At 65.1% G+C, this 23,996-nt stretch carries 24 protein-coding genes; 5 read left to right on the top strand and 19 right to left on the bottom strand.

Annotated elements, in window-relative coordinates; translation table 11 throughout:
* Nucleotides 1–64 precede the first annotated feature (64 nt).
* From AX702_RS19290 to AX702_RS19370, 16 genes are all read right to left on the bottom strand, one after another.
* The gene (locus tag AX702_RS19290) at nt 65–388 is read right to left on the bottom strand and encodes a copper-binding protein (RefSeq protein WP_066782002.1); all 324 of its coding nucleotides are present in this window, start codon (nt 386–388) and stop codon (nt 65–67) included.
* Entirely contained in the window at nt 385–3,525 is a 3,141-nt protein-coding gene (locus AX702_RS19295) for an efflux RND transporter permease subunit (RefSeq protein WP_066782003.1), read from the bottom strand. Before AX702_RS19295 ends, AX702_RS19290 begins: the two co-directional genes overlap by 4 nt.
* Nucleotides 3,522–4,982 carry an efflux RND transporter periplasmic adaptor subunit gene (locus AX702_RS19300; RefSeq protein ID WP_197420685.1) on the bottom strand — a complete coding sequence of 487 codons (1,461 nt, stop codon included), beginning with the start codon at nt 4,980–4,982 and terminating at the stop codon, nt 3,522–3,524. Before AX702_RS19300 ends, AX702_RS19295 begins: the two co-directional genes overlap by 4 nt.
* Nucleotides 4,979–6,208 carry a TolC family protein gene (locus AX702_RS19305; RefSeq protein ID WP_066782004.1) on the bottom strand — a complete coding sequence of 410 codons (1,230 nt, stop codon included), beginning with the start codon at nt 6,206–6,208 and terminating at the stop codon, nt 4,979–4,981. Before AX702_RS19305 ends, AX702_RS19300 begins: the two co-directional genes overlap by 4 nt.
* Before the next feature lie 96 nt (nt 6,209–6,304).
* On the bottom strand, nt 6,305–6,565 hold the full coding sequence (locus AX702_RS19310; protein ID WP_066782005.1) for a hypothetical protein: 261 nt from the start codon (nt 6,563–6,565) through the stop codon (nt 6,305–6,307).
* 494 nt (nt 6,566–7,059) lie between these two features.
* A complete protein-coding gene (locus tag AX702_RS19320; RefSeq protein ID WP_066782007.1) occupies nt 7,060–7,509 on the bottom strand; it encodes a DUF411 domain-containing protein in 450 nt (149 codons plus the stop codon).
* Nucleotides 7,510–7,581: 72 nt separating this feature from the next.
* A complete protein-coding gene (locus AX702_RS19325) occupies nt 7,582–7,974 on the bottom strand; it encodes a DUF305 domain-containing protein (RefSeq protein WP_066782008.1) in 393 nt (130 codons plus the stop codon).
* A gap of 253 nt (nt 7,975–8,227) precedes the next feature.
* Complete coding sequence (locus tag AX702_RS19330; protein ID WP_197420689.1) at nt 8,228–8,830, bottom strand: DUF305 domain-containing protein; 603 nt, start codon at nt 8,828–8,830, stop codon at nt 8,228–8,230.
* Nucleotides 8,830–9,567: a PepSY domain-containing protein gene (locus tag AX702_RS19335; RefSeq protein ID WP_197420686.1), complete on the bottom strand. Its 738-nt coding sequence runs from the start codon at nt 9,565–9,567 to the stop codon at nt 8,830–8,832. Before AX702_RS19335 ends, AX702_RS19330 begins: the two co-directional genes overlap by 1 nt.
* Before the next feature lie 47 nt (nt 9,568–9,614).
* A complete protein-coding gene (locus AX702_RS19340; protein WP_066782010.1) occupies nt 9,615–10,199 on the bottom strand; it encodes a c-type cytochrome in 585 nt (194 codons plus the stop codon).
* Between the two features lie 67 nt (nt 10,200–10,266).
* Nucleotides 10,267–11,541, bottom strand: a complete 1,275-nt coding sequence (locus AX702_RS19345) for a copper resistance protein B (protein WP_066782011.1) — start codon at nt 11,539–11,541, stop codon at nt 10,267–10,269.
* Nucleotides 11,538–13,610, bottom strand: coding sequence for a copper resistance system multicopper oxidase (locus tag AX702_RS19350; RefSeq protein WP_066782037.1), 2,073 nt, complete (start codon nt 13,608–13,610; stop codon nt 11,538–11,540). Before AX702_RS19350 ends, AX702_RS19345 begins: the two co-directional genes overlap by 4 nt.
* 108 nt (nt 13,611–13,718) lie before the next feature.
* Nucleotides 13,719–14,927, bottom strand: a complete 1,209-nt coding sequence (locus AX702_RS19355) for an acyltransferase family protein (RefSeq protein WP_156455600.1) — start codon at nt 14,925–14,927, stop codon at nt 13,719–13,721.
* 47 nt (nt 14,928–14,974) lie between these two features.
* Nucleotides 14,975–15,538 carry an RNA polymerase sigma factor gene (locus tag AX702_RS19360; protein ID WP_066782013.1) on the bottom strand — a complete coding sequence of 188 codons (564 nt, stop codon included), beginning with the start codon at nt 15,536–15,538 and terminating at the stop codon, nt 14,975–14,977.
* A 10-nt stretch (nt 15,539–15,548) separates the two neighbouring features.
* Nucleotides 15,549–15,989, bottom strand: a complete 441-nt coding sequence (locus tag AX702_RS19365; protein ID WP_066782014.1) for a periplasmic heavy metal sensor — start codon at nt 15,987–15,989, stop codon at nt 15,549–15,551.
* Complete coding sequence (locus AX702_RS19370; RefSeq protein WP_066782015.1) at nt 15,986–16,261, bottom strand: hypothetical protein; 276 nt, start codon at nt 16,259–16,261, stop codon at nt 15,986–15,988. The genes AX702_RS19365 and AX702_RS19370 overlap by 4 nt, the downstream gene beginning before the upstream one ends.
* Nucleotides 16,262–16,389: 128 nt before the next feature.
* Between AX702_RS19370 and copC the strand changes: the two genes are divergently transcribed.
* From copC to AX702_RS19385, 3 genes are read left to right on the top strand one after another with little or no spacing between them, the layout of a single operon-like run.
* The gene (copC, locus tag AX702_RS19375; RefSeq protein WP_066782016.1) at nt 16,390–16,758 is read left to right on the top strand and encodes a copper homeostasis periplasmic binding protein CopC; all 369 of its coding nucleotides are present in this window, start codon (nt 16,390–16,392) and stop codon (nt 16,756–16,758) included.
* A gap of 4 nt (nt 16,759–16,762) precedes the next feature.
* Nucleotides 16,763–17,689: a copper homeostasis membrane protein CopD gene (copD, locus tag AX702_RS19380; protein ID WP_066782017.1), complete on the top strand. Its 927-nt coding sequence runs from the start codon at nt 16,763–16,765 to the stop codon at nt 17,687–17,689.
* Nucleotides 17,690–17,741: 52 nt separating this feature from the next.
* Nucleotides 17,742–18,011, top strand: a complete 270-nt coding sequence (locus tag AX702_RS19385; protein WP_066782018.1) for a flagellar biosynthetic protein FliQ — start codon at nt 17,742–17,744, stop codon at nt 18,009–18,011.
* Between the two features lie 50 nt (nt 18,012–18,061).
* Here the strand turns inward: AX702_RS19385 and AX702_RS19390 are convergent, their stop codons facing one another.
* From AX702_RS19390 to AX702_RS19400, 3 genes are all read right to left on the bottom strand, one after another.
* The gene (locus AX702_RS19390) at nt 18,062–18,397 is read right to left on the bottom strand and encodes a four-helix bundle copper-binding protein (protein ID WP_066782019.1); all 336 of its coding nucleotides are present in this window, start codon (nt 18,395–18,397) and stop codon (nt 18,062–18,064) included.
* An 84-nt stretch (nt 18,398–18,481) separates the two neighbouring features.
* Nucleotides 18,482–19,360, bottom strand: coding sequence for a DUF4396 domain-containing protein (locus AX702_RS19395; RefSeq protein ID WP_231731957.1), 879 nt, complete (start codon nt 19,358–19,360; stop codon nt 18,482–18,484).
* Between the two features lie 69 nt (nt 19,361–19,429).
* Nucleotides 19,430–20,743 (bottom strand): type II restriction endonuclease, encoded by a 1,314-nt coding sequence (locus AX702_RS19400; RefSeq protein WP_066782021.1) that lies wholly within the window; start codon nt 20,741–20,743, stop codon nt 19,430–19,432.
* A 404-nt stretch (nt 20,744–21,147) separates the two neighbouring features.
* Between AX702_RS19400 and AX702_RS19405 the strand changes: the two genes are divergently transcribed.
* Nucleotides 21,148–23,610 carry a heavy metal translocating P-type ATPase gene (locus AX702_RS19405; protein WP_082746369.1) on the top strand — a complete coding sequence of 821 codons (2,463 nt, stop codon included), beginning with the start codon at nt 21,148–21,150 and terminating at the stop codon, nt 23,608–23,610.
* Entirely contained in the window at nt 23,607–23,990 is a 384-nt protein-coding gene (gene cueR, locus AX702_RS19410) for a Cu(I)-responsive transcriptional regulator (protein WP_066782022.1), read from the top strand. Before AX702_RS19405 ends, cueR begins: the two co-directional genes overlap by 4 nt.
* Nucleotides 23,991–23,996: the final 6 nt, after the last annotated feature.

Here is a 23,996-nt window from a genome sequence, read left to right on the forward strand (position 1 = left end):
GGCTCCAAGCCTCGCTGTCATCCGAGGAAAGCTAGACTGAACTCTCGCCGCGCTGACCAGGTGGCTACTGCGGCCTGATCGCGGTCACCTCGGCGTTCATGCCCTGAGCCTTGGCGGTAAAGCCGACCCGCTGACCCGTCCGGAGGTTCTTTAGCAACGTGGGCGGCGAAGCGCGGAAGGTCATGGTCATCGCTGGCCAACCGATCGCCGGTATCGCGCCATGCTTGATGGTCACAGTTCCAGCCCGAGTGTCGAGGGCGGTGATCGTCCCTGCGCCGGTCCCGACCTTGGCTGCCGCAGCGGGCTTGGCGGATTGGGCCCACGCAGTTGTTGAGCCAGGCGCAAGCAGCAGGGCGGTCCCGGCGATGATGATAGACTTCCTTGTCACGATGCACTCCTTTCAGCGGTGGTGGACGCCCGACGCCGCAACAGCAGGTAGGCGGCAGGCAGGATGAACATGGAAAGAAGGGGAGCGGTCAGCATCCCGCCAATCATCGGCGCGGCGATACGGCTCATCACCTCCGAGCCCGCACCGTGTCCGATAAGGACGGGAAGGAGGCCGGCGATGATAACCGCGACCGTCATCGCCTTGGGGCGAACCCGCAACAGCGCGCCTTCGCGGATCGCCTCGATAACCTGTTCTCGCGACGGTGACGGTCCCCGTTCGGCGAGCGCGTGCTTCAGATAGATCAGCATAACGACGCCGAACTCTGCGGAGACGCCCGCCAAGGCAATGAACCCGACCCCGGTCGCGACTGACTGGGCATAGCCGAGCAACCACAGGGTCCAGATACCCCCAACAAGGGCAAAGGGCAGGGTCCCCATGACGAGTGCCGCTTCGTCGAGCCGACCGAAGGTAAGATAGAGCAGGAAGAAGATGATCGCGAGCGTCGCCGGAACGACGAGCATAAGCCGGGCTTCGGCGCGTTGCAGATACTCGAATTGTCCCGAATAGGCGATCGACACGCCGGGGCTGAGCCGGACGCCCTTGGCAACCGCACGCTGTAGGTTGGCAACGGTCGAGGCAATGTCGCGATCGCGCACATCGACATAAATCCACGACGATGGTCGGGCGTTCTCGGTTTTGAGCATCGAAGGCCCCTCGGCGATCGAAACCGAAGCTACGGTGCCAAGCGTGATCTGCTGGCCCGATGCTGTGACGATCGGAAGGGTGCGCAGGCCTTCAAGGCTGTCGCGCAGTTCGCGCGGGTAGCGCACGCTGATCGGGTAGCGGGCGAGGCCCTCCACGGTCTCGCCGATGGTTTCACCCCCGATCGCGCCTGACACGATCTCCTGTACGTCGGCGATGTTGAGCCCGTAGCGGGCGGCGGCTGCCCGGTCGATGTCGACGTCGACATAGCGTCCGCCCGTCAGCCGCTCCGCAAGCGCCGAGCTGACGCCCGGCACTGTCTTGGCAACAGCCTCCACCCTTGCGGCGATGCGATCAAGCTCGGCGAGGTTAGCGCCTGAAACCTTCACGCCGATCGGGCTCTTGATGCCCGTAGCGAGCATGTCGATTCGGTTTCGGATCGGGGGAACCCAGACGTTGGTGAGGCCCGGCACACGCACGGTGCGGTCCAACTCTTCTACCAATTTCGCCGGCGTCATACCTTTGCGCCACTGATCGCGCGGCTTGAACTGGATTGTCGTTTCGAACATCTCGAGGGGGGCTGGGTCGGTCGCGGTCTCGGCGCGCCCCGCTTTGCCGAACACGGTTGCGACCTCGGGCACCGTCTTGATGAGCCGATCGGTTCGTTGGAGCAGCTCGGATGCGCTCGCGGCCGAGAGGCCGGGTAATGCCGACGGCATGTAGAGGAGGTCACCCTCATCCATCGCAGGGATGAACTCGCCGCCAAGGCGCGTGAGCGGCCATGCCGTCGTTGCAAGTACCAGCACGGCAATAGCGATCGTCGTCTTCGGTCGCCCCATCACCCAACCAAGCGCGGGCCGGTAGGCGTGCGTCAGCCCGCGATTGATCAGATTATCCTGTTCGGCCGGGATGCGCCCCCGGATCAGCCATCCCATCAAAACCGGGACCAGCGTGACCGACAGGATCGCGGCGGCTGCCATCGAATAGCTCTTGGTGAAGGCAAGGGGGGCGAACAGCCGTCCCTCCTGAGCCTCCAACGTAAACACCGGCACAAATGACAGCGTGATGATAATCAGGCTCAGGAACAGCGCTGGTCCGACCTCAGCCGCGGCCTCGGTGATGACACGCCAGCGCTCCTCGCCAGCCAGCACATGGCCCGGATGATCATGCTCCCAATGCTCGATGCGTTTGTGGGCGTTCTCGATCATGACGATAGCGGCATCCACCATCGCCCCGATCGCGATGGCGATACCCCCTAGCGACATGATGTTCGCGTTAACGCCTTGCACGCGCATTATCAGCAAGGCGGCGAGCACCCCCAAAGGCAGGGTCACGATCGCGACCAGCGCCGATCGGAGGTGCCAGAGGAAAAGGCCGCACACGAGCGCGACCACGATGAACTCCTCGATCAGCTTGCCAGTCAAGTTCTCCACCGCGCGGTCGATCAACTGCGAGCGATCGTAAGTCGTGACGACCGCAACGCCGGGCGGAAGGCTGCGCTTCAAGTCGGCGAGCTTGGCTTTAACCGCCTCGATCGTCTCACGGGCATTCTTCCCCTGGCGGAGAATGACCACCCCACCAGCGACCTCTCCCTCGCCATTCAGCTCGGCGATGCCGCGCCGCATCTCCGGGCCGACCTGAATCGAGGCGACGTCACCCAAGGTCACCGGCACGCCTGCACCGGCGACCCTGAGCGGGATCGCTTGAAAGTCGTTGATCGCTTTCAGATAGCCTGACGCGCGGACCATATACTCCGCCTCGCCAAGCTCCAGCACCGAGCCGCCCGCCTCCTGATTGGCGCGACGGATAGCCTCAACCGCCTGGGCATGGGTAACACCGAACGCCGCTAGCCGGGTGGGATCGAGCAGCACCTGATACTGCTTCACCATACCGCCGATGCTCGCCACCTCGGCGACGCCAGGCAGCGTCTTCAACTCGTAGCGCAGGAACCAATCCTGCAACGATCGGAGCTGGGAGAGATCATGTTGGCCAGTGCGGTCCACGAGAGCATATTCGTAGACCCAGCCCACGCCGGTCGCATCCGGTCCTAACGCGCTGCGCGCGCCCTCCGGCAAGCGACCTTGCACCTGATTGAGGTATTCGAGCACGCGCGAGCGCGCCCAATACAGGTCGGTTCCGTCCTCAAAGAGCACATAGACGAAGCTGTCGCCGAAGAAGGAATAGCCGCGCACGGTCTTGGCGCCGGGAACGGACAGCATGGTCGTAGTCAGCGGGTAGGTGACCTGGTTTTCGACGATCTGCGGCGCCTGGCCCGGCCAGCTCGTGCGAATGATGACCTGGGTGTCGGAAAGGTCGGGCAGCGCGTCCACCGGCGTGGCTCGCATAGCGAACACGCCGGCAATGGACAGCGCCGCGGCGGCCAGGATTACCAGGAAGCGGTTTGCGACGGACCATCGGATGACAGCGGCGATCATTGGCCGCCCTCGCGCGCGATGCGGCGCAGTGTCGGTCCTTCCGTGGGTTGGTCAAAGCCGAACCGCACCCGGTCGCCCTTGCGATAGCCGCGAGCGAGCGCCGGATCGGCAACCCGGAACGTCATCGTCATGGCCGGCCATCCGATCGCCGGCACGGGCTCATGCGATATGGTGACCGAAGTCGGGTCGATCGCCTCGATGCGGCCGACCGTCTCGGCAAGCTGCGGCATGGGCGTGGCGGGCTTGGAGGCCTGCGCTTCGCCCCCAATAGGCCGAGCGTCGAGCCCGGACAGGTTCGCTTCGGAGTCGATCAGGAACTGGCCCGATGAGACGACCTTCTCCCCCTCGGCAAGCCCAGCGAGGATCTCGGTCTTACCGCCACCTTCGGCGCCGATACGAACCTCGGCTGGTCGGAAGCGGCCGCCATCGCTGGCGAGCATAACAAGCGTGCGCCGCCCCGTTCGGATCACCGCCTCGCTTGGCACAAGGAGAGCGTCACGGCTGCTTTGGTTAAGCTGCACGCTGGCGAACATGCCGGGACGCAGCCGTCCGCCGCGATTGTTAAGCTCGACGCGTACGGTGAGGGTGCGGGTAGTGGCCTCGGCCTGAGGCAGGATTGCGCCAATGCGGCCTCTGAAGGTTTCACCTGGAAAGGCCGCCAGCGTGGCGGTCACGGGTGTGCCGACGCGGAGCTGGCCGGCAAGCGCCTCGGGCACGGCCGCGTTTAGCCACACCGTCCCCAGTCCGTTAACCTCGGCAAGGGTCTGGCCCTGAGAGACAGTCATACCTTGCCGGACGCCAAGCGTCTTGATTACCCCGGCGACCGGGGTGCGAATGGTCGTATTCCCGCCATTGGCACCGGTCATGCCGAGAAGCACCATCCTTCGCCTTGCGGCTCGCGTGAGCGCGGCGTCACCCGTGCGGCGGACCGCTTCATACTCGGTCTGTGCGCCCGCCCATTCGGGGACAAAGAGATCGGCGAGCGGAGCGCCGGCAGGCACGACATCGCCCGGTGCGCGCGCGTAAACGCGCTGGACGAAGCCACCACTGCGCGCCTGAACAACGGCGACGTTGCGCTCGTTGAACTCGATGCTGCCGGTCGCAGAGGCTGCGTTGGAGAGCGCCCCGCGTTCAACAGCGACAATGCGGGCGCCGAGCCTCTGAAGGCCCGCGGGATCGATGGTCACGCCGGGGGAGGCAGGGGAGCCGCCCTCATCAGCGTAGCGCGGGATCAGCTTCATCCCCATCGACGAGGTTCCCGGCCCGTCGTGGCGCTCTGCCGGGATCATCGGATCATACCAGTAGAGGATCTTGCGCTGCGCAGCGCCGGGTGCCTCCGCCTCAGGCGCAGTGTGCGTTCCAAGCCCTGCGATCCCGTACCCTACCCCTCCGGCGACGATCGTCAGCACGGCCGCTGCAGCCAGGATGCGCGCGCGGGTCAATGTTATCGTGCTCATTGAGTGTCGCTCCCGAAGGTGATGGTGAGGCGCACAGCGTCGCGTGCGACCTCCGCTTCTCGGTCGAGCGCAGCCAGCTCGGCGTCAGCGAGTGCCGTCTTGGCCTCGATGACGTCCGTCAGGCCGGCACGCCCAGCCGAATAGCTGGCCGTCTCCAACTCGGCACGCTTGCGCGCCAAGGGGACCAAGGTGTTGCGGGCGCGCATCCACTGCTCGTGGTGCATCACGTGGTCGGCAAGGCCTGCCTCCAGGTTGGCTGCCAGTTCTCGGCGCGCATCTTCGCGTTCCGCATCGGCCTGGGCAGCGGCAGACTGACGGGCCGCGATACGAGGATCTTGGCGGGACCGTGCGAACAGCGGAAGGGTCATTGAAACGCCGGCCGAAACCATATCGCCATAGCGTGGGTCACGTCGCTGATAGGCAACCTCGAACCCCCAATCGGGCCGCTTTTCCGCCCGCGCTGCGGCGACATCTGCCTGGGCGCGGCTGACACCGGCCTCGGCCGCAAGAATGTCTGGGTGTCGATCGAACGCCGCCCGCAGCGTGGCAGGCGCAAGGTCCAGCGCCGGAATGTCGCCCGCCGTTTCAGGCGCCTGGACCCCGGTCCACCGCGTTAACATGGCGCGGGCGCGAGCAACCGCGGAAACCAGTTCAGCCCTGCGATCCTCCAAGGTGGCGATCGCCTGATCCACTGCCAGAGTCTGTGCTGGCCTTGCTGCTCCCGAGGCTGCAGCCGTTCGGGCTGCAGCCGGCAGCGCGCGAAGCGCGCCAAGCGCTTCGTCCATGGCTCGAAGGCGACGCTCGGCATAAGCGAGGTCGACCCATGCCGATCCTGCGCCGAGCCTGATCTGGCGGAGTCTGGACGCCTGTGATGCCTCAGCAGTCGTTATGGCCGCTCTGGCCTGGGCCTGAGCGGCATGGCGCTTTGCCAGATTGGGCACGTCCTGCTGAACGCCGACACGCCCCATCGTCATGCTATCGCCGTTGAGCGTGTACGCCGGCGGCCCTGACACAGGAAAGTTGTCCAGCCCGAAGGAGAGCCGGGGGTCAGGGAGGCTGCCGGCGGCGCGTGCGTCCGCGCTTGCGGCGGCGATCCCCGCCCGTGTTGCCGCGGCACCCGGTGCACTGGCAACCGCTTGGCGGACCGCTTGCTCGTAGGTCAGCGGTTCCGCATGAGCAGCGCTCGTTATGAGAGCCGCCAGCGGCACCATGTAGGATGCGCGCATCCCTCATTCCTCCATGTCATGATCGCGGCAGAACCGGGACGGCGCACTTATACGGCAATCCGTCCCGGGACTTTGCGGCTGTTCGAGCGCTCCGGATTAACCGGAGTGGCTGCCATTCATCGACATGCAGGTGTCAGACGCCTGCTTCATCATCGCGCAGTCGCACGCGGTGGTCTGGGCAGCGTCCGCGACCCACACCCGGCGAGGTGCGGGAACCGGCGCCCGCGGGCCATACGACGGTCCTGAGCGCCACTCCCAATGCCCGGCCTGCTTCTGATTTTCAGCGTTGATCGGCGAAGCCGAAGCGGATGACACAGCAACGATAGCGGCGAGCGCCGCAAATACGATCTTCTTCATGGTAGATATTCCGTTCTGATAAGGTGCCTAGACGGGTTCTGAAGCCGCTTTCGGCTAGCCGGAAGCGAGCAGAACCCATTTCAGAATCAGATCAGACGGTAGGGGGCTCCGGTTCAGGAGCAACGTCGAGTCCAGCAAGCACGGGCGAGGTGGGCCAGCTTACAGCAAGACGCGGAGAATAAGCGCGCTCCGTCAGCGGCCGCGGCTCCTCAAAGGTCATCGGAATGGTACAGCCCATCTGAGCGATGCACGCAAGCGTCAGTCCCTTGCAGGGCTGCTTGGGCGACTGCTTCTGTGAAGCTGCCATCTCCGAGCAATCCATTCCGGTCGGCATGGTATGACTCGCTTCCATTGTCGGAGCGAGCGTCGGCCCAGCGGCAAGCGCCACCCCTTGGCCGAACAGGCCAAGAAGCGCTCCAAGCAACAGCAGCAGGGATAGCCGACGTTTCAGCACGAGATTTTTATCGATTGGAACATTTTAAAAGTCAATGAACTCACGAGTTGTGGTGAGCATACAGGCGACGCCAACCCGGCCCGAATGCAATAACGTCGTAGGGTTGTCCTTTCACGCCAGCTACTTCCATGCCCGGCGAACCGAGCGGCATTCCCGCAACTGCCAAGCCACGCACACCTTTCGGGTGTTGTGCCAGCACCCGCTTCATGTCGGCTATCGGAACGTGCCCCTCGAACGCCATCCCGTCGATAATAGCGGTATGGCAGGACGCAAGCTGAGCCGGCACGCCAACGCGGCGCTGGAAGGCGGCTCGATTGGCGTCGTCGACGATCTGCACCTTGCGGCCGAACTGCTGGCGGACCTGAGCCGCCCATTTCTCGCAACAACCACACCCAGGATCGCGATGCATGGCGATGTCGGCTGCCGCCGACGCTACGGCCGGGATCGTCATCAACACGGCGGCGAGAGCGCCACGAAAACCAGATTTCATAGAGTCAGCTCCAGATTGCTTAGCCCCGCCCTGTCGGGGGGATTTGGGGGACTGACAGGGCGGGGCAGCGCCTTACTGCGGGCGCTTGCCATGCTTGCGGAGCCACGCCTGTAGCTCGGCAATGTCCTTTTCCTGCTTCGTGATCGTCATCTGCGCCATGCGCTTCGTCTCGGCGTCGCTCGCTTCCCGAACCGCGACGCGCGACATGGCGATCGCGCCGCGATGATGCTCGATCATCTTGCGGGTCCACATTTCGGCCGCGTCGCCCTGTTTGGCGGCCATCATCTTCTGATGCATGTCCATCTCGGCCTGGCCGTAGGGGTTGCCGGCCATCATCCGGGACATGTCGTCGTGGTTCATGCCCTGCATGGAGCCGTGATCCATGCCCTGCATACCCCCGCCTTGCTGCGCGAGCGCGGGCGTAGCGATAAGTGCCAAAGCTGCTAAAGTCGGTGCGAAGCGCATTGTCGATCTCCTTGGGTCCTAAGGGTTCTACGCGTGCGGGGCGTCGACCCCTCAGGCGAGTCGTTAGAACGCGCGAGATAATGGCGAGAAACGGCACTTTATTTCTGAGGGATGTGCTTCCGCACCGCGTATCTTTACACCCCGCTACGTCCGCTCTCGCCGCGTGCCCCGTCCAGTTAGACAGGGCCATCCGCTCGTGGCCGCCCGGCCAGGCGGCCAAAGCTTGGGCGCGCAAAGGCGCTACAGTCCTCCCTCAGCGGATCGGTTGGAGCGTGTTGATGCCGGCGCTCTCGTCTGTCTCGGGCGGAGGCGGGGCAACGCCCTTATCGCGATAGGAGGGCAAGTCGGGCGCACCGTCTGGCATTGGGTGAGCTTCAAGCTGCGCGATCAGACGGTTCATTTCGGTGATCTCGCGGACCTGAGCATCAATGATGCCATCGGCGAGCTTGCGGACCTCGGGATTTTTGATGTGAGCGCGCTCGCTGGTGAGGATCGCGATCGAGTGGTGTGGGATCATCGCCTTCATGTAGGACACGTCGCTCACCGTCTCCTGGCTGCGGACAAGCCAGAGCGCGAGCGCGAACACGACGACGCTGCCGCCTAGAATAGCCGCGTTCACGGTCTTGTTCTTGTACATTGACCACATGAAGCCGAGCATGATGACAGCCATTGTCGCACCCATAACGAACGCCATCCAAAAGCGCGTCTGGCTGAACTCGATATGCCCTAGCGCATAGACGTTCACGTACATGAGCCCGAACATGACCGCGGTCGACGTCGCGATCATCGCCGCGAACCGGCCGTAGCCCATGCCCATGCCCATGCCCATGTTCATCTTGCCCTTGTGATCGTCCATCATGCGCTCTCCTGTTGAAAGGTGCGTCGCCCCACGACGCTCCGACGCCGCCGTTTGGGCCATCTCATGTAGAGGAGGACCGCCCCGCCCAGCCAAAGAGCGAGCCCGCCGATCGCGAAGGCGAGCAGCCAGGGCGTGTTGAAGTTCTCGTGGTTCTGCCAATCCATGATGTGGAGGCCCCAAAAGAAGTCGTAGAGCCGCCACGTCCCCGTTCTCACCGCCGCGATCCGGCCGGTGTCGGCCGCCACGAACACGCGGGTGGAATCGGGGTCGGCGAACGCCACCCGCCATGCGGGAAGGGCGCCTCGGTATTCGGCACTCGGGCGGTCGATCCGCTCCACGGCCGCCGCCGGTCGCCCGCCGCCGCGCCAAGCGGCGCGCGCGACCGCCTCCGCTTCCGCCGCGGTCGGGCTAGGCAGCGCCGCGCCCGTTCTGGCGTTAAACAGGCGCGTGCCGTTCGCGCTCGTGACTTCCGCGACCGGACGGCCGAGCCACATACGATAGGTCACGGTCTCAATCGGTGCGGCCGACGCGGCGGCGATCGCCGATGGCGGCGCAAGCGGGACGCCGCTGGGCAGGGTCGCGACTGCTTTCCGGCTCACCAGATGATCGCCATGCACGCGGTCGATCGGCAGAAAGCTCATCAAAGCGCCGCTCGCGAACCACAGCAGAAGCTGCGCGCCGATGATGATCGCAAGCCATTTGTGCGTGCGGCTCGCGAGAAGGTGCAGCCGCAACTTTGCGCTTTTCAGAACCGGACCTCCGTCAATCGATCTCGCGGGCGTTACTTCATGCCCGGCATGTCCTTCATCATCTCGTCATGGTCTGCCGGCGCGCTCGCGACCAATGCCTTATACTGCTCGGGCGTCATGCCTGGGAGCTTGCGGACGAACGCGACCATACCCCAAATCAGGGGGTCGGGATGCGTCTTGCCCCATGCCGGCATGGCGCTGAGCTTCACGCCGTGCTTGATGATCCAGAATTGCTGCGCCGGCGTGAGGTCCTGGGCGCGAGCGAGTTCCGGCGCCTGCGGATAGAGGCCCTGGCTCATCTCGGATTTCTCGACGCCAGGGCCAAGATGGCACCCTGAGCACATTTCCCCGTATAGTCCGGCGCCGACCGAAACGCGCTGTGCCGACGCAAGGTCGGCTGGGGGCGTGATGCCTCTCGCGTGCGCCTGGATCGACCGATCGCGCAGGCGTTCGAGCACCGAATAGACGGCTGGCGTGTGCGGCTCGTCGGCCGCGATGTTATAGACGCCAAGGTAGATGAATGCGGCTGCGCCCAAGGCGACGAGAACCGTCAATAGGGCGACAAAGGGCAAGCTCGGCAGGTGTCGGCGCACCGTCCCCGATCTGTTTCGTTCCATTGCGCCCTCTCTCAGAAAGCCGGCTTGGTACGCGGGCGGGCAGCACGGCGACGCTGCGGTGGCGCGCTCAGAACCACATGCGGATGCCGGCGACGACACTGCGGGACGTGGCCTTGTCGCCATCTGCCCGGGCGAAGCGCGCGGTATCGCCGAACCGACGGTCCCACGACACGCCGATGTAGGGCGCGAACTCGCGCCTAATCTCGTAGCGAAGCCTAAGCCCCAGCTCGGCATTGGAGAGGCCCGATCCGATCCGATTTTCCGGAACGTCCTGCGCCGCGAAGTTGAGCTCGGCGCGCGGTTGCAGGACCAGCCGCTGGGTGATGCGTTGATCGTAATAGCCCTCCAGCCGCCCAAGCACGTCGCCCTTGTTCGACAGGAACAGCGCGCCCTCCAGCTCGAAGAAGCCTGGCGCCAGTCCCTCGAATCCTACGGTCGCATAGGTGCGCTTCGGGGACGGCCCTAAGTCCTGACGGACGCCGGCCTGTAGGTTGAAATAGGGGCCGATCGCCCGGCTGTAGAGCGCCTGCACCTCGGCGCTCTCGACGCCCTCGCGGAACGCTCCCTCGCCCTCGGTCTTGACGAACAGGCGATTGATGTCCCCGCCGAACCATGCCTCGCCATCCCAGCGATAGCCGTCGCGGCCGTTGCGAAACTGATACTCGGCAAGGTTCAACAGCACCTGATTGAAGTTCTGACCACCGTGATGCTGCTGAAGGTGGTGGCGACCCATCGCCATCGCGTCTGCGCCATAGACGCTATCGGCCGCATGGTCGGTCGGGAGGGGCGGGGCCGGTTCGTTCCCTGCGGCAAGCGCGGTCCCGGTCTGCTGCACGCCCTCCGTCGCCATGCCGGGCATTCCGGCCATGCCGGGCATTCCCGACATGTCGTGGCCGCTGCCCTGGTCCGCCGGCATGTTCATGCCCGGCATGGCCGAATGATCCATGCCCTGCATCGGCTGCTGCGCGCCCTGAGCGGGCGTCTGGCTGCTTCCGGGCATCTGCATTCCCGGCATCGCCTGCATGTCGTGCTGACCGCCCTGCAGCGCGGCCTCATCCATCCCGGGCATGGTCGAATGATCCATGCCCGGCATGGTCCCGTGATCCATACCCTTCCTACCGGCAATCGGGGCAGCGTTCCGCTTGGCCGGAGCCGCTTCCCGCTTCGCGGCTGCTGGCTTGGCCTTCGTCGCGGGCTTTGCTGCCGGCTTCTTCTTGGCCGGCATCGGCATCGTCATCCCCGGCATAGAGCCGTGTTCCATGCCCTGCATCGACTGAGCGGCGACGGGAGTTGCCATTTCGAGCATGGTGGCGGCGGCGAACGCCGCTATCAGCCGCCTCATGCCGCTGCTCCTTCAAGCGGCCGAACCGTCACGACCCGCATCATGCCCGCGGTCATGTGATAGAGATTATGGCAGTGGAACGCCCAATCGCCCGGCGCGTCGGCGGTCAGGTCGAAGGTCATCTTGCCTCCGGGCGGCACGTTGACCGTGTGCTTCCTCGGCGCATGGTCGCCGTGCCCCGTCACCAGCTCGAAGAAGTGGCCGTGGAGGTGGATCGGGTGGGGCATCATCGTGTCGTTCACCAACGTAATCCGCGCCCGCTCACCGTTGCGGAACGGGATCGGGTCGGCCGGGTCGCTGAGCTTCTGACCGTCGAAGCCCCACATGTAGCGTTCCATGTTGCCCGTCAGATGGATCTCGAACTGACGTGACGGCGCGCGCACGTCCGGGTTGGGCTGAAGCGCAACGAGGTCGCGATAGGTAAGGACGCGGTGGTCGACGTCCTCCAGCCCTTGGGGAGGTTCGCCGCTGCGATCCGTGGGGGAGGGCGAGATGGTCTGAACGCCTGGCCCCATCTTGACTCCCGGCGCATTCTTCGGGTCGCGCATGTTCATGCTCATCCCGCCGCCTGAGCCGTGGTCCATGCCGGCCATCCCGCCAGCCTGGCCGGACCCGCCCTGCATCGCGCTATGGTCCATGCCGGCCATGCTGCCGCCGCTCATCTGGCCGTGATCCATGCCGGCACCGCCCGCCGCCATCTGGCTGTGATCCATCCCCGGCATGGCAGCGCTGCCCATTTGGCTGTGGTCCATGCCGGACATCCCCGCCATTGCGGCGCCGACCGCGACGGTTCCGTGATCGGTCGGTCCCTTCCAGCCGGTCAGCTTCCACAAGTTGCGCGAGGCATTCTGCATGACGGTCGGATCGAGCCCGCGCTTCGCGACCGGCCCTTTATCCTTCATGCCGGACATGCCCTCCATGCCGGACATGCCCTGCATCCCGCCCATGCTGCTCATGTCCATGCCCATGTCGGTCATGGTCAGCAGCGTGCGCGGGCGGAGCGGCGGAACCGGCGCGATCATGCCTTCACGCGGAGCAAGCGTCGCACGCCCCATGCCGGAACGGTCGATCGCCTCGGAAACGAAGCTATAGGCCCGATCCTCGGGCGTCACGATCACGTCGAAGGTCTCGGCGACGCCGATCTGGAATTCGTCCACCTTGACCGGGCGCACATTCTGCCCGTCGGCCTGCACGACGGTCATCGGCAGGTTGGGAATGCGGACGTTGAAATTGGTCTGGGCTGCGGCGTTGATGATCCGCAAGCGGACCCGCTCGCCCGCTTTGAACAGCCCCGTCCAATTGTCATACGGCCCGTAGCCATTCACCAGGAAGGTGTAGGTCGATCCGGTGACGTCGGCGATGTCGGCGGGGTCCATCCGCATCTTGCCCCAGTCGATGCGGTCCTTGAGGGGCATTTCGCGACCCGCAAGCAAGCCAGCGAGGGTCGGCCGCTGATAGTTGAAGTAGGCGCCGCCCATCTGCTTTAGCTTGCGGAAAATCTGCTCGCCTGTCATCTGGCTATGGTCGGACAGCACGATCACATGCTCGCGGTCGAATGCGATCGGGTCGGTGCCTGCCGGATCGATCACGATCGGCCCGTAGAGGCCGCCCTGCTCTTGCTCGCCGGAATGGCTGTGATACCAATAGGTGCCCGACTGGATGATCGGGAACTCGTAAACGAAGGTCGAGCGCGCCTTGATGCCGGGGAAGCTGATCCCGGGCACGCCGTCCATCGCGAAGGGCACGAGCAGCCCGTGCCAGTGGATCGAGCTGTCCTCGTCGAGATTGTTGGTGACGGACAGGCGGACCTTCTGCCCCTCCTTCAAGCGAATGAGCGGAGCCGGCACCGTGCCGTTGACGCCGATTGCTGGCGTTGACTTGCCATCGACGGGAAGTTTGAAACTGTCGATCGTCAACGCGATGTCGGTTCCCGAAACAGTCGGGAGCGGCTCGACAATGCCGCGGGAGAGGGGCTGCGCCCACGCAGGCATATAAGCTGAAAGCGCCAGCCCGCCGCCCGTCAGGGCGGCGCCGCGTAGTACCTGGCGACGGTCGATAGTGCGGCTCATGCGATGCTCAAGCTCTCGATCAGAAATGTCCATCTAATCTTGATACGCAACGCGCTCACATAGCCCTCAACCTTTGTGAAAAACGACGCACGCTGATCGGCATCCGGGTCACTCGACACGGGGGCTGCGACTGGCGAGTAGCCTGGAAGTCAAAAACGAACGCACGGTCCCTGTGTGCCTCTCGGTAAATCGCGCAAAGACCCAGCACACGACAATGGCCAATGCGAGCGCTCCTCCCATAAGGAGGATGTTGGCTGCGGTCGGGGGCATCCGCTCGGAACTGAGCAGCATAGCCGCCGCGAACGCGATCACTGGAAAATGCAGAGCATAAAGCGAGAAGCTGGCCTGCGCGCCATAGGCAGCTAGCGGCTGCAGCCAGCGGGGGGCAGGCGGATCGACCAGCAGCAGCACATAGAGAAAAAGCGCGAATGTCGCTGCCAGCGCCAATTCCAGATATGCCAGGCCGATAATTCGTACAGCGATCAGCATCAAGGTCAGGGCGGCGCTGGCAACGCTCAACCAGATGCCGCGAAGCGGGGGGCGGCGGTCCTCATCGGTTCGCACACGAGTTGCCCGGTAAAGCGCGGCACCGCAAAGCCAGCAGCCAAAGCCGATCACCATATGCGGTACGATCCACGCAAGGCCGATCGCTAGTAGAAACGGTGAAATACGGCGTGTGCGCCAGCTAACGATGATGGCCGGAAACCAGATATAGAACCAGAACTCGTAGGCCAGACTCCAAAGCGGACCATTTGTGCCGAATGGTGCGACCACAATGCCTTGCAAGAAAAAGATATTGCCGAGCAATACGCGCCAACTGAGCGCATCACCGACGTTCCTGCGGAGCACGTAGGTATCGGTCGCACCGCTGTGTGTTGTTGACTCGATGCCAACAAGGGCAATCGCGTCGAGCACACCGCCGATCGCCAGCGCGGGCAACAGGACCACCAGCAACCGGGCGAGCCGGTCGATCAGGTAATTCGGCCATCGCCAGCCCACCACGACCCGGCGCTCGACGCTGCGAGTGATCCAATAGCCGCTCAAAACAAAAAACAGGATGACGCTTGCATGTGCATAGCCAGCGAGAAAATACGCGGCTGCAGCCAAGACCGATGTTTGGCCGGAATAATCTTCGATCAACAGATACCATGCATGCGCGAACGCGACGATGATCGCGAGCGCGCCGCGCATGGCATCCATCGCCACAAAGGCACCATGATCCGGCTCCGGGTCATCGCGCCCAGAGTTAATCGACTTGCCGTCGTCGCGACGCGCGTCCTGTGTATCCCCCATATCCGGAATACGCAGATCGACCACGCATCCCTCGCGCCGCCTGATTCCGTCAGAGGACTGCGGCAATCGCCTTACATTAGCGATGCCGCTAGTTTCTGACGGGCACGGTAGAGGCGCGTTTCCACCGCCTTTTCGCTAATCGATAGAACGGCCGCGGTCTCAGCTTGGCTAAGCCCTTCGATGGTTCGCAACACCAAAGGCTCCTTCAGCGTGGCAGGAAGGCCGGCGATGGCCCGTGTCACGCGGTCCAACTCCTGCCGATCGCCGGTCGCATCATCGGCCCCCACCTGGTCGTCAACAACCGCCTCGGCCTCGGGGCCGATCGGCGTCGCGAACGACAGGAAACGGCGAACCGTCCGCTTACGTCCCCAATCGCGGCACTTGTTGATCGCGATCGTGGACAGCCACGCACGCATCGAACGCTGGCCATCGTAGCGAGGCATGGCTTGATGGGCTGCGACAAACGTTTCCTGTAGCAGGTCCAGCGCCTCGTCGGTTTCACCGACGCAGGCTCGCACCACGCGGAAAACGGATTGGCGATGACGGCGCATGATCTCGGCGAAGGCGGCTTCCCGCCCCGCGATGCTGAGCGTCGCAAGCTCACCCTCGGAAAGTGCCGTCCAATCGAAGCTCACTCGCCAGAACTCACCGGGCGTCGTCGGTGAGCGCCTTCACCACCGCCTGGTCGAACTGCCCAGTCTGATTGGGCCGGAGAAGCTCTCGCATGGCAAATATGTGCGCGAGCGTCGCCTTCTGTAGCTCGCCCATGACCGCGTGGCTGCGATCGACCGCCGCGGCGACACGGGGGCCGTTGCCGTGCTCGGCTTCGATCGCCTCCGCCAGCCTTGCATTATCGGCTCTCAACTCAAGCTCGAAGGCGCGACGCTGCACCGCAAACCGCTGTTCCAACACCTCAAGGCGAGCCTGCTGGTTTGCGTCCAGCGCCAGCTTGTGATGCAGCACGTCGTGCAATTCTGCCCCAGGCTGTGCTTTCGGCGGGAGAAGCGCCCGTCCGACGAACACACCGCCGATCGCGGCCATGAAGCACGCGATGACGCAGAGTACCAAGCGGGTGCGGCCGCTCATGGCGCGCCGACGAGCAAGGTCGAGGGCGCGAGCGGCGACACTGGTCCGAGCGGAGATAGCGTCGAGGCCGCGCTAGCCTCTTTTGCCGGCACGCCCGCGCCGACAATCCCCATGACGAGCGCAAACGCGATCGTCATGGCCCCTAGGCCCATGCCGGTGCGGGCGGCTGGTCGCGCAGCAATGCGCGCGAGCACCCTGGCTTCGATTCCATCGAGGCTCGCGGGCACCGGGGCCCGCGCCAGCCTCGTCAATACTGCGTCGAGGTCGTTCATGTCGTTCACTCCGTCCCCTTAGCATGGATTACGCAAGCGCTGCTCTCATCCCTCACCAAATGTCTTTGAGGGATGGTCGAACGGGGCGCGTAATGAAGGACAGGAACCTCCTGTTGAAAGGCCCCTCTATGCGTCGCTTATCTGTTCTGACTGCTGCTGCTGCCGCTCTAACGTTCGCCGGCACAGCCTACGCGCATCCCAAACTGGTTTCCGCCAGCCCGGCCGCTAACGCGACGGTCGCCAAGCCCGCTCGCCTCGAGCTGCGTTTCAGCGAAAAGCTCGTGCCAGCCTTCTCCAAGGCTGATCTGATCATGGCCGCCATGCCCGGTATGCCGGAGATGAAGATCGCCAGCACCGCAGCACTTGCCTCCGATGGCAAGACCCTCGTCGTCACACCGAAGGCGCCGCTCCACTCGGGGCGCTACAATGTCGCCTGGAATGTCGTCTCGACCGACACGCACAAGATCGCCGGTACTTATACCTTCACAGTGAAGTAAGGCGATGGGGGACTGGTGGCTGATCGGTGTCCGCTTTGCGCTTTACCTGACGCTGGCGGCGCTGTTTGGCCTTTCCGCATTCGGCCTCTATGGGCTGCGGGCAGGCGAGCGCGGCGACGCGCTCGCGTTGCGCCCGTGGCTCGTCGTGAGCGCGGCGCTCGCCCTCATCTTTTCGGCCGTTTGGGTCGTGCTGATGGTCTCCTCGATGGCGGGAACGCCAGCTTGGCCGGTCGACCAAGAAGCGGTCGGCGCCCTACTCACGGGCTCAGCGATCGGGGTGGCCTGGAAGCTCCGAATGGTCGTGCTCGCCCTGGCGGCACTGGCCGCCATGCTCGCCGGTGGTCGGGGCGCTTGGCTAGGCATCGTCGCCCTATGCTCGGCTGTCGCGCTCGGGACGCTGGCATGGACGGGGCACGGGGCAATGGACGAGGCCGCGATGGGCTGGGTCCATCTTGCCGCTGATATTCTCCACCTAATCGCCTCGGGTGCCTGGGTCGGCGCGCTGCTTGGATTGATCCTTCTCGTCTCCCGGCCTGCCGCACGCGTTGACGCGGCGCATCTCGGGCTGACGCACCGCGCGCTCCATGGGTTCGGGACAGTGGGAACGGTTGTGGTCGGCACGATCGTCGTCACCGGCCTGGTCAACGGTTGGATGCTGGTCGGGATCGGCAACGTCACCGCGCTCGCGGCGACCCTCTATGGTCAGCTCCTCCTCGCCAAGCTGGCGCTGTTCGTCGCCATGCTGGGTCTCGCCTCGCTCAACCGTTTCCGGCTGACGCCGGCATTCGAGCGGTCGATCGCCGCTTCCGATCATGGGCGCGCACTCGGCGCGCTGCGGACAAGCCTCGCGGTCGAGACGGCCTGCGTCGTTGCGATCCTCGGGCTCGTTGCCTGGCTGGGCACGCTCTCCCCGCCTGCCTCGGCGATGTGATGCGCGTCCGGGGAGCCCTCGCGTTCCCCGGCCCGACAGGCGCTTGCGCCTGATGGATCAATCCCTCCTTCTCGACGAGACGGGCAGGATGCTGGTCGTAGTCGGCCTGATCTGCGTGGTGCTGCTCGTGCCGATGATGATCGTCGGGCTGATTATCAGCATCATTCAGGCCGCCACCTCGATCAGCGAACAGACGCTGAGTTTCGTCCCCAAGCTCATCGCCCTGGGCGTCTGCCTGATCGTGTTCGGGAGCGCCGCAGCCGAGCTGCTGACGAAGTTTACTGGCGAGCTGTTCGACGTGATCGCGCGGATGGGGCACTAGCAACGCGGCGCCCGGTGCGCGGGCGGCCGACCGCCCGCGCTAGCGGGTGGTCAGGCCGCCATCTTCTCGCACGCCTCGGCACAACGCAGGCAGGCTTGGACACAATCCTCCATGCCGTCGAGCCCCTGGCAGCTCTGCGCGCACGCACGGCAAATCTCGGCGCACTCGCGGCAGATATGACGGTGATGCTCGGAGCCGCGGGCCATGAAGTCCAGCGCGACCGAGCATATCTGCGCGCAGTCGAGCATGATCTTGATGTGCTGCGGCTCGGCGTGGCGGCCGCCTGCTTCCAAGCAATGGTTCACTGCCATCGACAGGCAGGTCACATGGCATTGGTGGCAGGCGTCCATGCACTCCTGCATCTCGGCGCTCATCTGATGGTGCATCGTTCGTCCTTCCATTGGCCCCGCCCATTTGTAGATACGCGGCGCAGCGCTCGATCCCTTGTCGAGCGCGCCGGAAGAGCGTCGTCACATCGTCCAACGGCCTCCGATCGTCGCCACGATGATCCCGGCGCCAAGCGCGAGCAGTGTCAGCACGGCCATCGCGACGATCTGCGCCGACGTCGCGCTTGGACCATCGGCCATACCTGCCATGCCGGCCATCGTCCCATGTTCCATTCCGGGCATGGGGGCGGCGCCGGCCTTTTCGGCCGCCATGTCGTGCCCGCCATGCCCGAGCGCACGCACCGTGCCCATGCCGTGCTTCAAGCGGACACCGACGAGCCATAGGTTGACCGGGTAGGCGACAGCGAAGCCGACGAGCGTGGCGAGCGACATGACGCCCCAGAAGCGAAGCGAGCTGGCGTGCATCGCCGCCATGTCCCGGCTCATCAACACCACCATCGTCGGAATCATCCCGGCCATGACCGCATTCATCGACAACCATTCGGGGATGAAGGACGCGCGAAGCGCTCCCCAATAGGAGCCGCCCGCCATGTCGCGCATGAACAGCGCCTGGAAGATGAGAAGGCCGAAGCCGAAGCCGAAAACATATTCTGCGATCACATCCTGCCACATCGGCAGGCCGAGCGCGGTCGTGAGCGCCGCCGCCACGATGATGCCGGTGGCGTCGCCGGCTATGCAATGGATCGAGGAGCCGAACGCCTGCTTCCAAAGCGGCCGAACGAAGTTCTCGTGCCGCTGCGCCGCCGGCTCCTGGCACGACAGGACATAGGCCGCCGCCATCACCGGGCCGCCATAGAGCGTGACCAACAGCCAGCCCCACTTCATCACCTTCAGCTCGGGATTGCGGGTGAACGCATTCCACGCGACGTAGGCGACGGACAGCGCGGTCAGCACGAACCAAACGATCAACAGCGGATCGAGCCAGGGAACCGGGGAAGACATCGTCACGGCGGTTCTCCTCTACTGCTAGAGGATACGTGGCCCCCGATCTTACCCCTTAGCGAGGGCGGCTTATGCGAGCTTGCTGGCGATCGCCTTTATCGCTTTCAGCCCCGATCCGAACCGGCCGATCGCCTCGCGGTTCTTCTCCAGCTCGCCATAGGGGAGGTAGGATATGTCGAGGTCGGCGACGCGGCTGAACGCGGGCCGCTGCAACTGCGCGCGAACGTCCGCCTCGCGCGCGTCGGGCGCGACAAGGAACAGCCCCGCGGTCGCGTGAAGGTCGCTGCCGCTGAGCGCTAGATCGAGCATCCTGACGATGCCCGAATAGATCGACGTCGAATGCTCCACCTCGAACGCCGCCGCGACGTGATCGCCGTCCCGCTCAAGCCACAACACGTCAATCAACCGGATGGAGTCCGCGCCCTTCGAGGTCGCAATCGTGTCGGGCAGGCGCTCAAGGCATCCCGCTCCCAAGGCCGATCCGTTGAAGGACCGGCTGCGATCGTTCGCCGCAATCCACACGTCGTAGCCGAGCGCCAGCCCTAGATCGCGAAGCCACGCCTGGATCTCGGTATGGGTGCGCTCGTTCTCCCCCTCCGCCATCGCGGCCTTGCTGAGCGTGCGCGCTTCCTCGCGGGCCGCCTCAAGCCGCTGGCCCCACGTCGTCAACGCCGCTCCGCTCCCGTCGAGCGGAGGGGCGGGGTAGCGGTCGGACCCTACATCGAACAACAAGCCCCCGATCGCGCCAAGGTCGTTCGACAGCAGGTCGCGATGCCGGTCGTTCAGGTCGAGGATGCCGGTTCGCATCGCCAGGAAGTGCTCCCAGCTCCCCAGCTTGACGTTTGCTCCGGTCAGCGCGTTGTAGCCCTTCACGATCGCAGTGTTGAAGGGCGGCACAAGCGTCGGATGAAGGAAGTAGAGGAGGTTCGCGACCGCTGGCCCGAGCCCCTTGATCTTCAAGCGGTCGATCGCGTGGATATGGCCGATGATCTCCTCGGCCGTATCGCAGCACGAACAGGCGTCGAGCAGCCGGCCGAACGCGCGTTGGTTCTCCGAGCTCTCGTAAATGTCGGGGATGCGGAGCTTAGGCTTCCACAAAAAGGCGTGATCCGCGCCTTTGAAGATTTGCCGCTGTTCGGCGACGGAGTGGACGACGGTTTCGAGCGATGATCCCCGATAGGCGACGCCGAACGTGCCGCGCTCGATCTCGCCGACCACCTGGGTGATTCCGCGCCGGATCGAACGGAAGTTCTTCAACCGCTCGTCCCAGAGGAACCAACTCCGATAGGTCGCGCTCGGATCGTCCCGCCAGCGGGAAATCAGGCGACGGACAAGCCCGTCATGGTTGTCGCCTGTGGAGAGGGTATCGATCTGCGCCGCCATATGTCCCCGTTTTGCCCGGCCCGTGCTAGCGAGCCGGAATATAGACCTAAGCCGCGGTCCTCATGGCGTCGAGAGTTTCGGGCTTGTCGCAGTCTTGTGAGGGCAATGCAGCCCAGCCGCGTAGATTCAGCATACACGCCATGTCGATAGTGCCTTGACCCTGACACGGTGTCAGACCTTACATGCTCTCGGGTCGAAGGAGTCTCGCCATGAACGACCCTCAATCCCATTCCCACGCCGGGGGCTGCGGCTGCTCGAAGCCCACGCCCGCGCCCAAACCGGCTCGTGCTGCTGCGCCCTCGTCCTGTTGCGGGGGCGGCTCAGCCGCACCGGCTCCCGTCGAGCACCATCACGCCAAGCCGGGGGGCTGCTACTCGGGCGGCAAGGCAGGAGATACCGCCGAAATGGTCAAAGACCCTGTGTGCGGCATGATGGTCGATCCCGTGAAATCACGGCATCATGCCGAGCATGAGGGGCGCGATTTTTACTTTTGCAGTGCCGGCTGTCGGGCCAAGTTCATCGCCGATCCCGATGCTTTCCTCGGCGCGCACGCTGGGCATCATCATGGCGACGCCGCGGCGACCGTAAAGGACCCGGTGTGCGGGATGACGGTCGATCCGGCGAAAACGGCGCACCATGCCGAGCACGACGGCCACGCCTATTATTTCTGTAGCGCGGGGTGCCGGGCGAAGTTCGTCGCCAACCCTGACGCTTATCTGAGCGGCAAGCCGCGTCCTGAGCCGATGGCGACGCCGGGTGCGATGTGGACGTGCCCGATGCACCCGGAAATCCGCCAGGAAGGGCCGGGAACCTGCCCGATCTGCGGCATGGCGCTCGAACCGGAAGAACCGTCGCTCGATGATGCGCCCAACCCCGAGCTGGTCGATTTCACGCGCCGGCTGTGGGTGGCCGGCGTGCTCACCATCCCGCTGCTGGTCGTCTCGATGTTCGCCGAAATGCTCGGGCTGCATGTCGTCAGCCCGGCCGCGTCCCCTTGGGTCCAGCTCGCGCTCACCGCACCGATCGTGCTGTGGGCGGGTGCGCCGTTCTTCGTGCGAGGGTGGCAGTCGCTCCGCACCCGCCACCTCAATATGTTCACCCTGATCGCGATCGGGGTGGGCGCGGCGTTCCTCTACAGCCTGGTCGCGACGCTAGCGCCGGGCATCTTCCCTGACACCTTCCGCACGCATGGCGGGATGGTGCCCGTCTATTATGAGGCGGCCGGCGTCGTCGTGGCGCTGGTGCTGCTCGGACAGGTGCTCGAACTGCGCGCCAGGGCGGCGACGGGGCGCGCGATCCGCGCGCTCATGGACTTGGCCCCCAAGACGGCGCGCCGGTTGCGCTCGGACGGCTCTGAGGAAGAGGTCGGCCTTGCCGACGTGGCCGCGGGCGATCGGCTGCGGGTCCGCCCCGGCGAAGCCATCCCGGTCGATGGCGTCGTGGTCGAGGGCCGGTCCTCGGTCGATGAGTCCATGCTCACCGGGGAGCCTGCGCCCGTCGTCAAGGAAGTCGACGCGCCCGTCACCGGGGGCACCGTCAATACGACGGGCAGCCTGGTCATGGAGGCGCGCGCGGTCGGCTCCGATACGATGCTCGCCCGCATCGTCCGGATGGTCGCGGAAGCGCAGCGCAGCCGTGCACCAATTCAGGCGGTCGCCGATCGCGTCTCGGGCTGGTTCGTCCCGCTGGTCGTGCTCATCTCGATCGCGACGTTCGTGATCTGGTCGCTGGTCGGCCCTGAGCCGCGCATGGGCCATGCCCTGCTCAATGCCATCGCCGTCCTGGTCATTGCCTGTCCCTGCGCCCTCGGGCTCGCCACGCCCATGTCGATCATGGTCGGCACGGGGCGCGGCGCGCACGCCGGCGTGCTGGTCAAAAATGCGGAGGCCCTGCAGGGGCTGGAGAAGGTCGATACGCTGGTCATCGACAAGACGGGCACGTTGACGGAAGGCAAGCCCAAGCTCGTCGCCATCGAGGCGACAGGCGCGATCGAGGAAGGCGAGCTGCTGGCGCTCGCCGCTGCGGTCGAGGCGCAATCCGAACACCCGCTCGCCCACGCGATCGTCACGGCCGCCAAGGAACGCGGAGTGCAGCTCGGCGCGGTCGCGGATTTCGCCTCGCAAACAGGGCTGGGTGTCAGCGCCACGGTGGAGGGCCGCCAGGTCGTGATCGGCAACGCCGCTCAATTGCGCCGGATCGGGGCCCATCCCGCTCCGCTCGAGGAAGCCGCCGACCGTCGCAGGCGCGAAGGGGCGGGCGTCATGCTGATCGCGGTCGACGGACAGCTCGCCGGCCTGGTCGCGGTCGCCGATCCGGTGCGTGACAGCGCTAGAAAGGCTATTGCCGCGCTTCGTAAGGAGGGGCTTCGGGTCGTGATGCTGACGGGCGATAATCGCACGACGGCCGATGCTGTCGCGCGCGCCGTGGGCGGGCTCGACGACGTGCGCGCCGATCTGCGACCTGAGGACAAGGCCCGGATCGTTGCCGAGCTGAAATCGAGCGGCGCGCGAGTGGCGATGGCTGGCGACGGCATCAACGACGCGCCGGCACTGGCGGCTGCCGATGTTGGCCTGGCGATGGGCACGGGCACGGACGTGGCAATCGAAAGCGCCGGGATGACGCTCACGCGCGGCGATCTTTCGGCGATCGTGCGCGCCCGCAAGCTCGCGCACGCGACGATGCGGAATATCCGGCAAAACCTGTTCTTCTCGTTCCTGTTCAATGGGATCGGCGTGCCGATCGCGGCCGGCGTGCTCTACCCCGTCGCCGGCCTGTTGCTATCACCCATGCTAGCGGGCGCGGCAATGGCGCTCTCGTCCTTCACCGTCGTTCTGAACGCGCTGCGGCTCAACGCGGTGAAGCTGTGAACATCGGGGCGGCGTCGGACGCCAGCGGCGTCTCCCAACGCATGATCCGTCATTACGAGAAGATCGGCCTGGTGCCCGCGCCGCCTCGGCGCGGGAGCTACCGGGACTATGATGACGCCGATGTTCACCGGCTGCGGTTCATCGCCAATGCGCGCGACTTGGGATTCCCGGTCGAGGAAATCCGCACGCTGCTCGGTCTGTGGTCGGATCGCGGTCGGTCGAGCGCCGAGGTAAAGGCATTGGCGGAAGCGCGCGCTGCCGAGCTGGGTCGTAAGGTGCGTGCGCTGGAAGCTATGCGGCGCTCCCTTACGGGCCTCGCCCAGGCCTGCCACGGCGATGATCGGCCTGATTGCCCGATCATCGATCGGTTGGCTGAATAACCGGAC

The sequence above is a fragment of the Sphingomonas sp. CCH5-D11 genome (assembly GCF_001557395.1).
Classification (GTDB): Bacteria; Pseudomonadota; Alphaproteobacteria; order Sphingomonadales; family Sphingomonadaceae; genus Sphingomonas.

What these genes read in the sequence shown, in the direction of transcription:
- AX702_RS19295 (WP_066782003.1), bottom strand. Translation starts at nt 3,525, where the DNA reads ATGATCGCCGCTGTCATCCGATGGTCCGTCGCAAACCGCTTCCTGGTA.
- AX702_RS19300 (WP_197420685.1), bottom strand. Translation starts at nt 4,982, where the DNA reads ATGAGCACGATAACATTGACCCGCGCGCGCATCCTGGCTGCAGCGGCC.
- AX702_RS19305 (WP_066782004.1), bottom strand. Translation starts at nt 6,208, where the DNA reads ATGCGCGCATCCTACATGGTGCCGCTGGCGGCTCTCATAACGAGCGCT.
- AX702_RS19310 (WP_066782005.1), bottom strand. Translation starts at nt 6,565, where the DNA reads ATGAAGAAGATCGTATTTGCGGCGCTCGCCGCTATCGTTGCTGTGTCA.
- AX702_RS19320 (WP_066782007.1), bottom strand. Translation starts at nt 7,509, where the DNA reads ATGAAATCTGGTTTTCGTGGCGCTCTCGCCGCCGTGTTGATGACGATC.
- AX702_RS19325 (WP_066782008.1), bottom strand. Translation starts at nt 7,974, where the DNA reads ATGCGCTTCGCACCGACTTTAGCAGCTTTGGCACTTATCGCTACGCCC.
- AX702_RS19330 (WP_197420689.1), bottom strand. Translation starts at nt 8,830, where the DNA reads ATGGACGATCACAAGGGCAAGATGAACATGGGCATGGGCATGGGCATG.
- AX702_RS19340 (WP_066782010.1), bottom strand. Translation starts at nt 10,199, where the DNA reads ATGGAACGAAACAGATCGGGGACGGTGCGCCGACACCTGCCGAGCTTG.
- AX702_RS19345 (WP_066782011.1), bottom strand. Translation starts at nt 11,541, where the DNA reads ATGAGGCGGCTGATAGCGGCGTTCGCCGCCGCCACCATGCTCGAAATG.
- AX702_RS19350 (WP_066782037.1), bottom strand. Translation starts at nt 13,610, where the DNA reads ATGAGCCGCACTATCGACCGTCGCCAGGTACTACGCGGCGCCGCCCTG.
- AX702_RS19365 (WP_066782014.1), bottom strand. Translation starts at nt 15,989, where the DNA reads ATGAGCGGCCGCACCCGCTTGGTACTCTGCGTCATCGCGTGCTTCATG.
- AX702_RS19370 (WP_066782015.1), bottom strand. Translation starts at nt 16,261, where the DNA reads ATGAACGACCTCGACGCAGTATTGACGAGGCTGGCGCGGGCCCCGGTG.
- copC (WP_066782016.1), top strand. Translation starts at nt 16,390, where the DNA reads ATGCGTCGCTTATCTGTTCTGACTGCTGCTGCTGCCGCTCTAACGTTC.
- copD (WP_066782017.1), top strand. Translation starts at nt 16,763, where the DNA reads ATGGGGGACTGGTGGCTGATCGGTGTCCGCTTTGCGCTTTACCTGACG.
- AX702_RS19385 (WP_066782018.1), top strand. Translation starts at nt 17,742, where the DNA reads ATGGATCAATCCCTCCTTCTCGACGAGACGGGCAGGATGCTGGTCGTA.
- AX702_RS19390 (WP_066782019.1), bottom strand. Translation starts at nt 18,397, where the DNA reads ATGCACCATCAGATGAGCGCCGAGATGCAGGAGTGCATGGACGCCTGC.
- AX702_RS19395 (WP_231731957.1), bottom strand. Translation starts at nt 19,360, where the DNA reads ATGTCTTCCCCGGTTCCCTGGCTCGATCCGCTGTTGATCGTTTGGTTC.
- AX702_RS19400 (WP_066782021.1), bottom strand. Translation starts at nt 20,743, where the DNA reads ATGGCGGCGCAGATCGATACCCTCTCCACAGGCGACAACCATGACGGG.
- AX702_RS19405 (WP_082746369.1), top strand. Translation starts at nt 21,148, where the DNA reads ATGGTCAAAGACCCTGTGTGCGGCATGATGGTCGATCCCGTGAAATCA.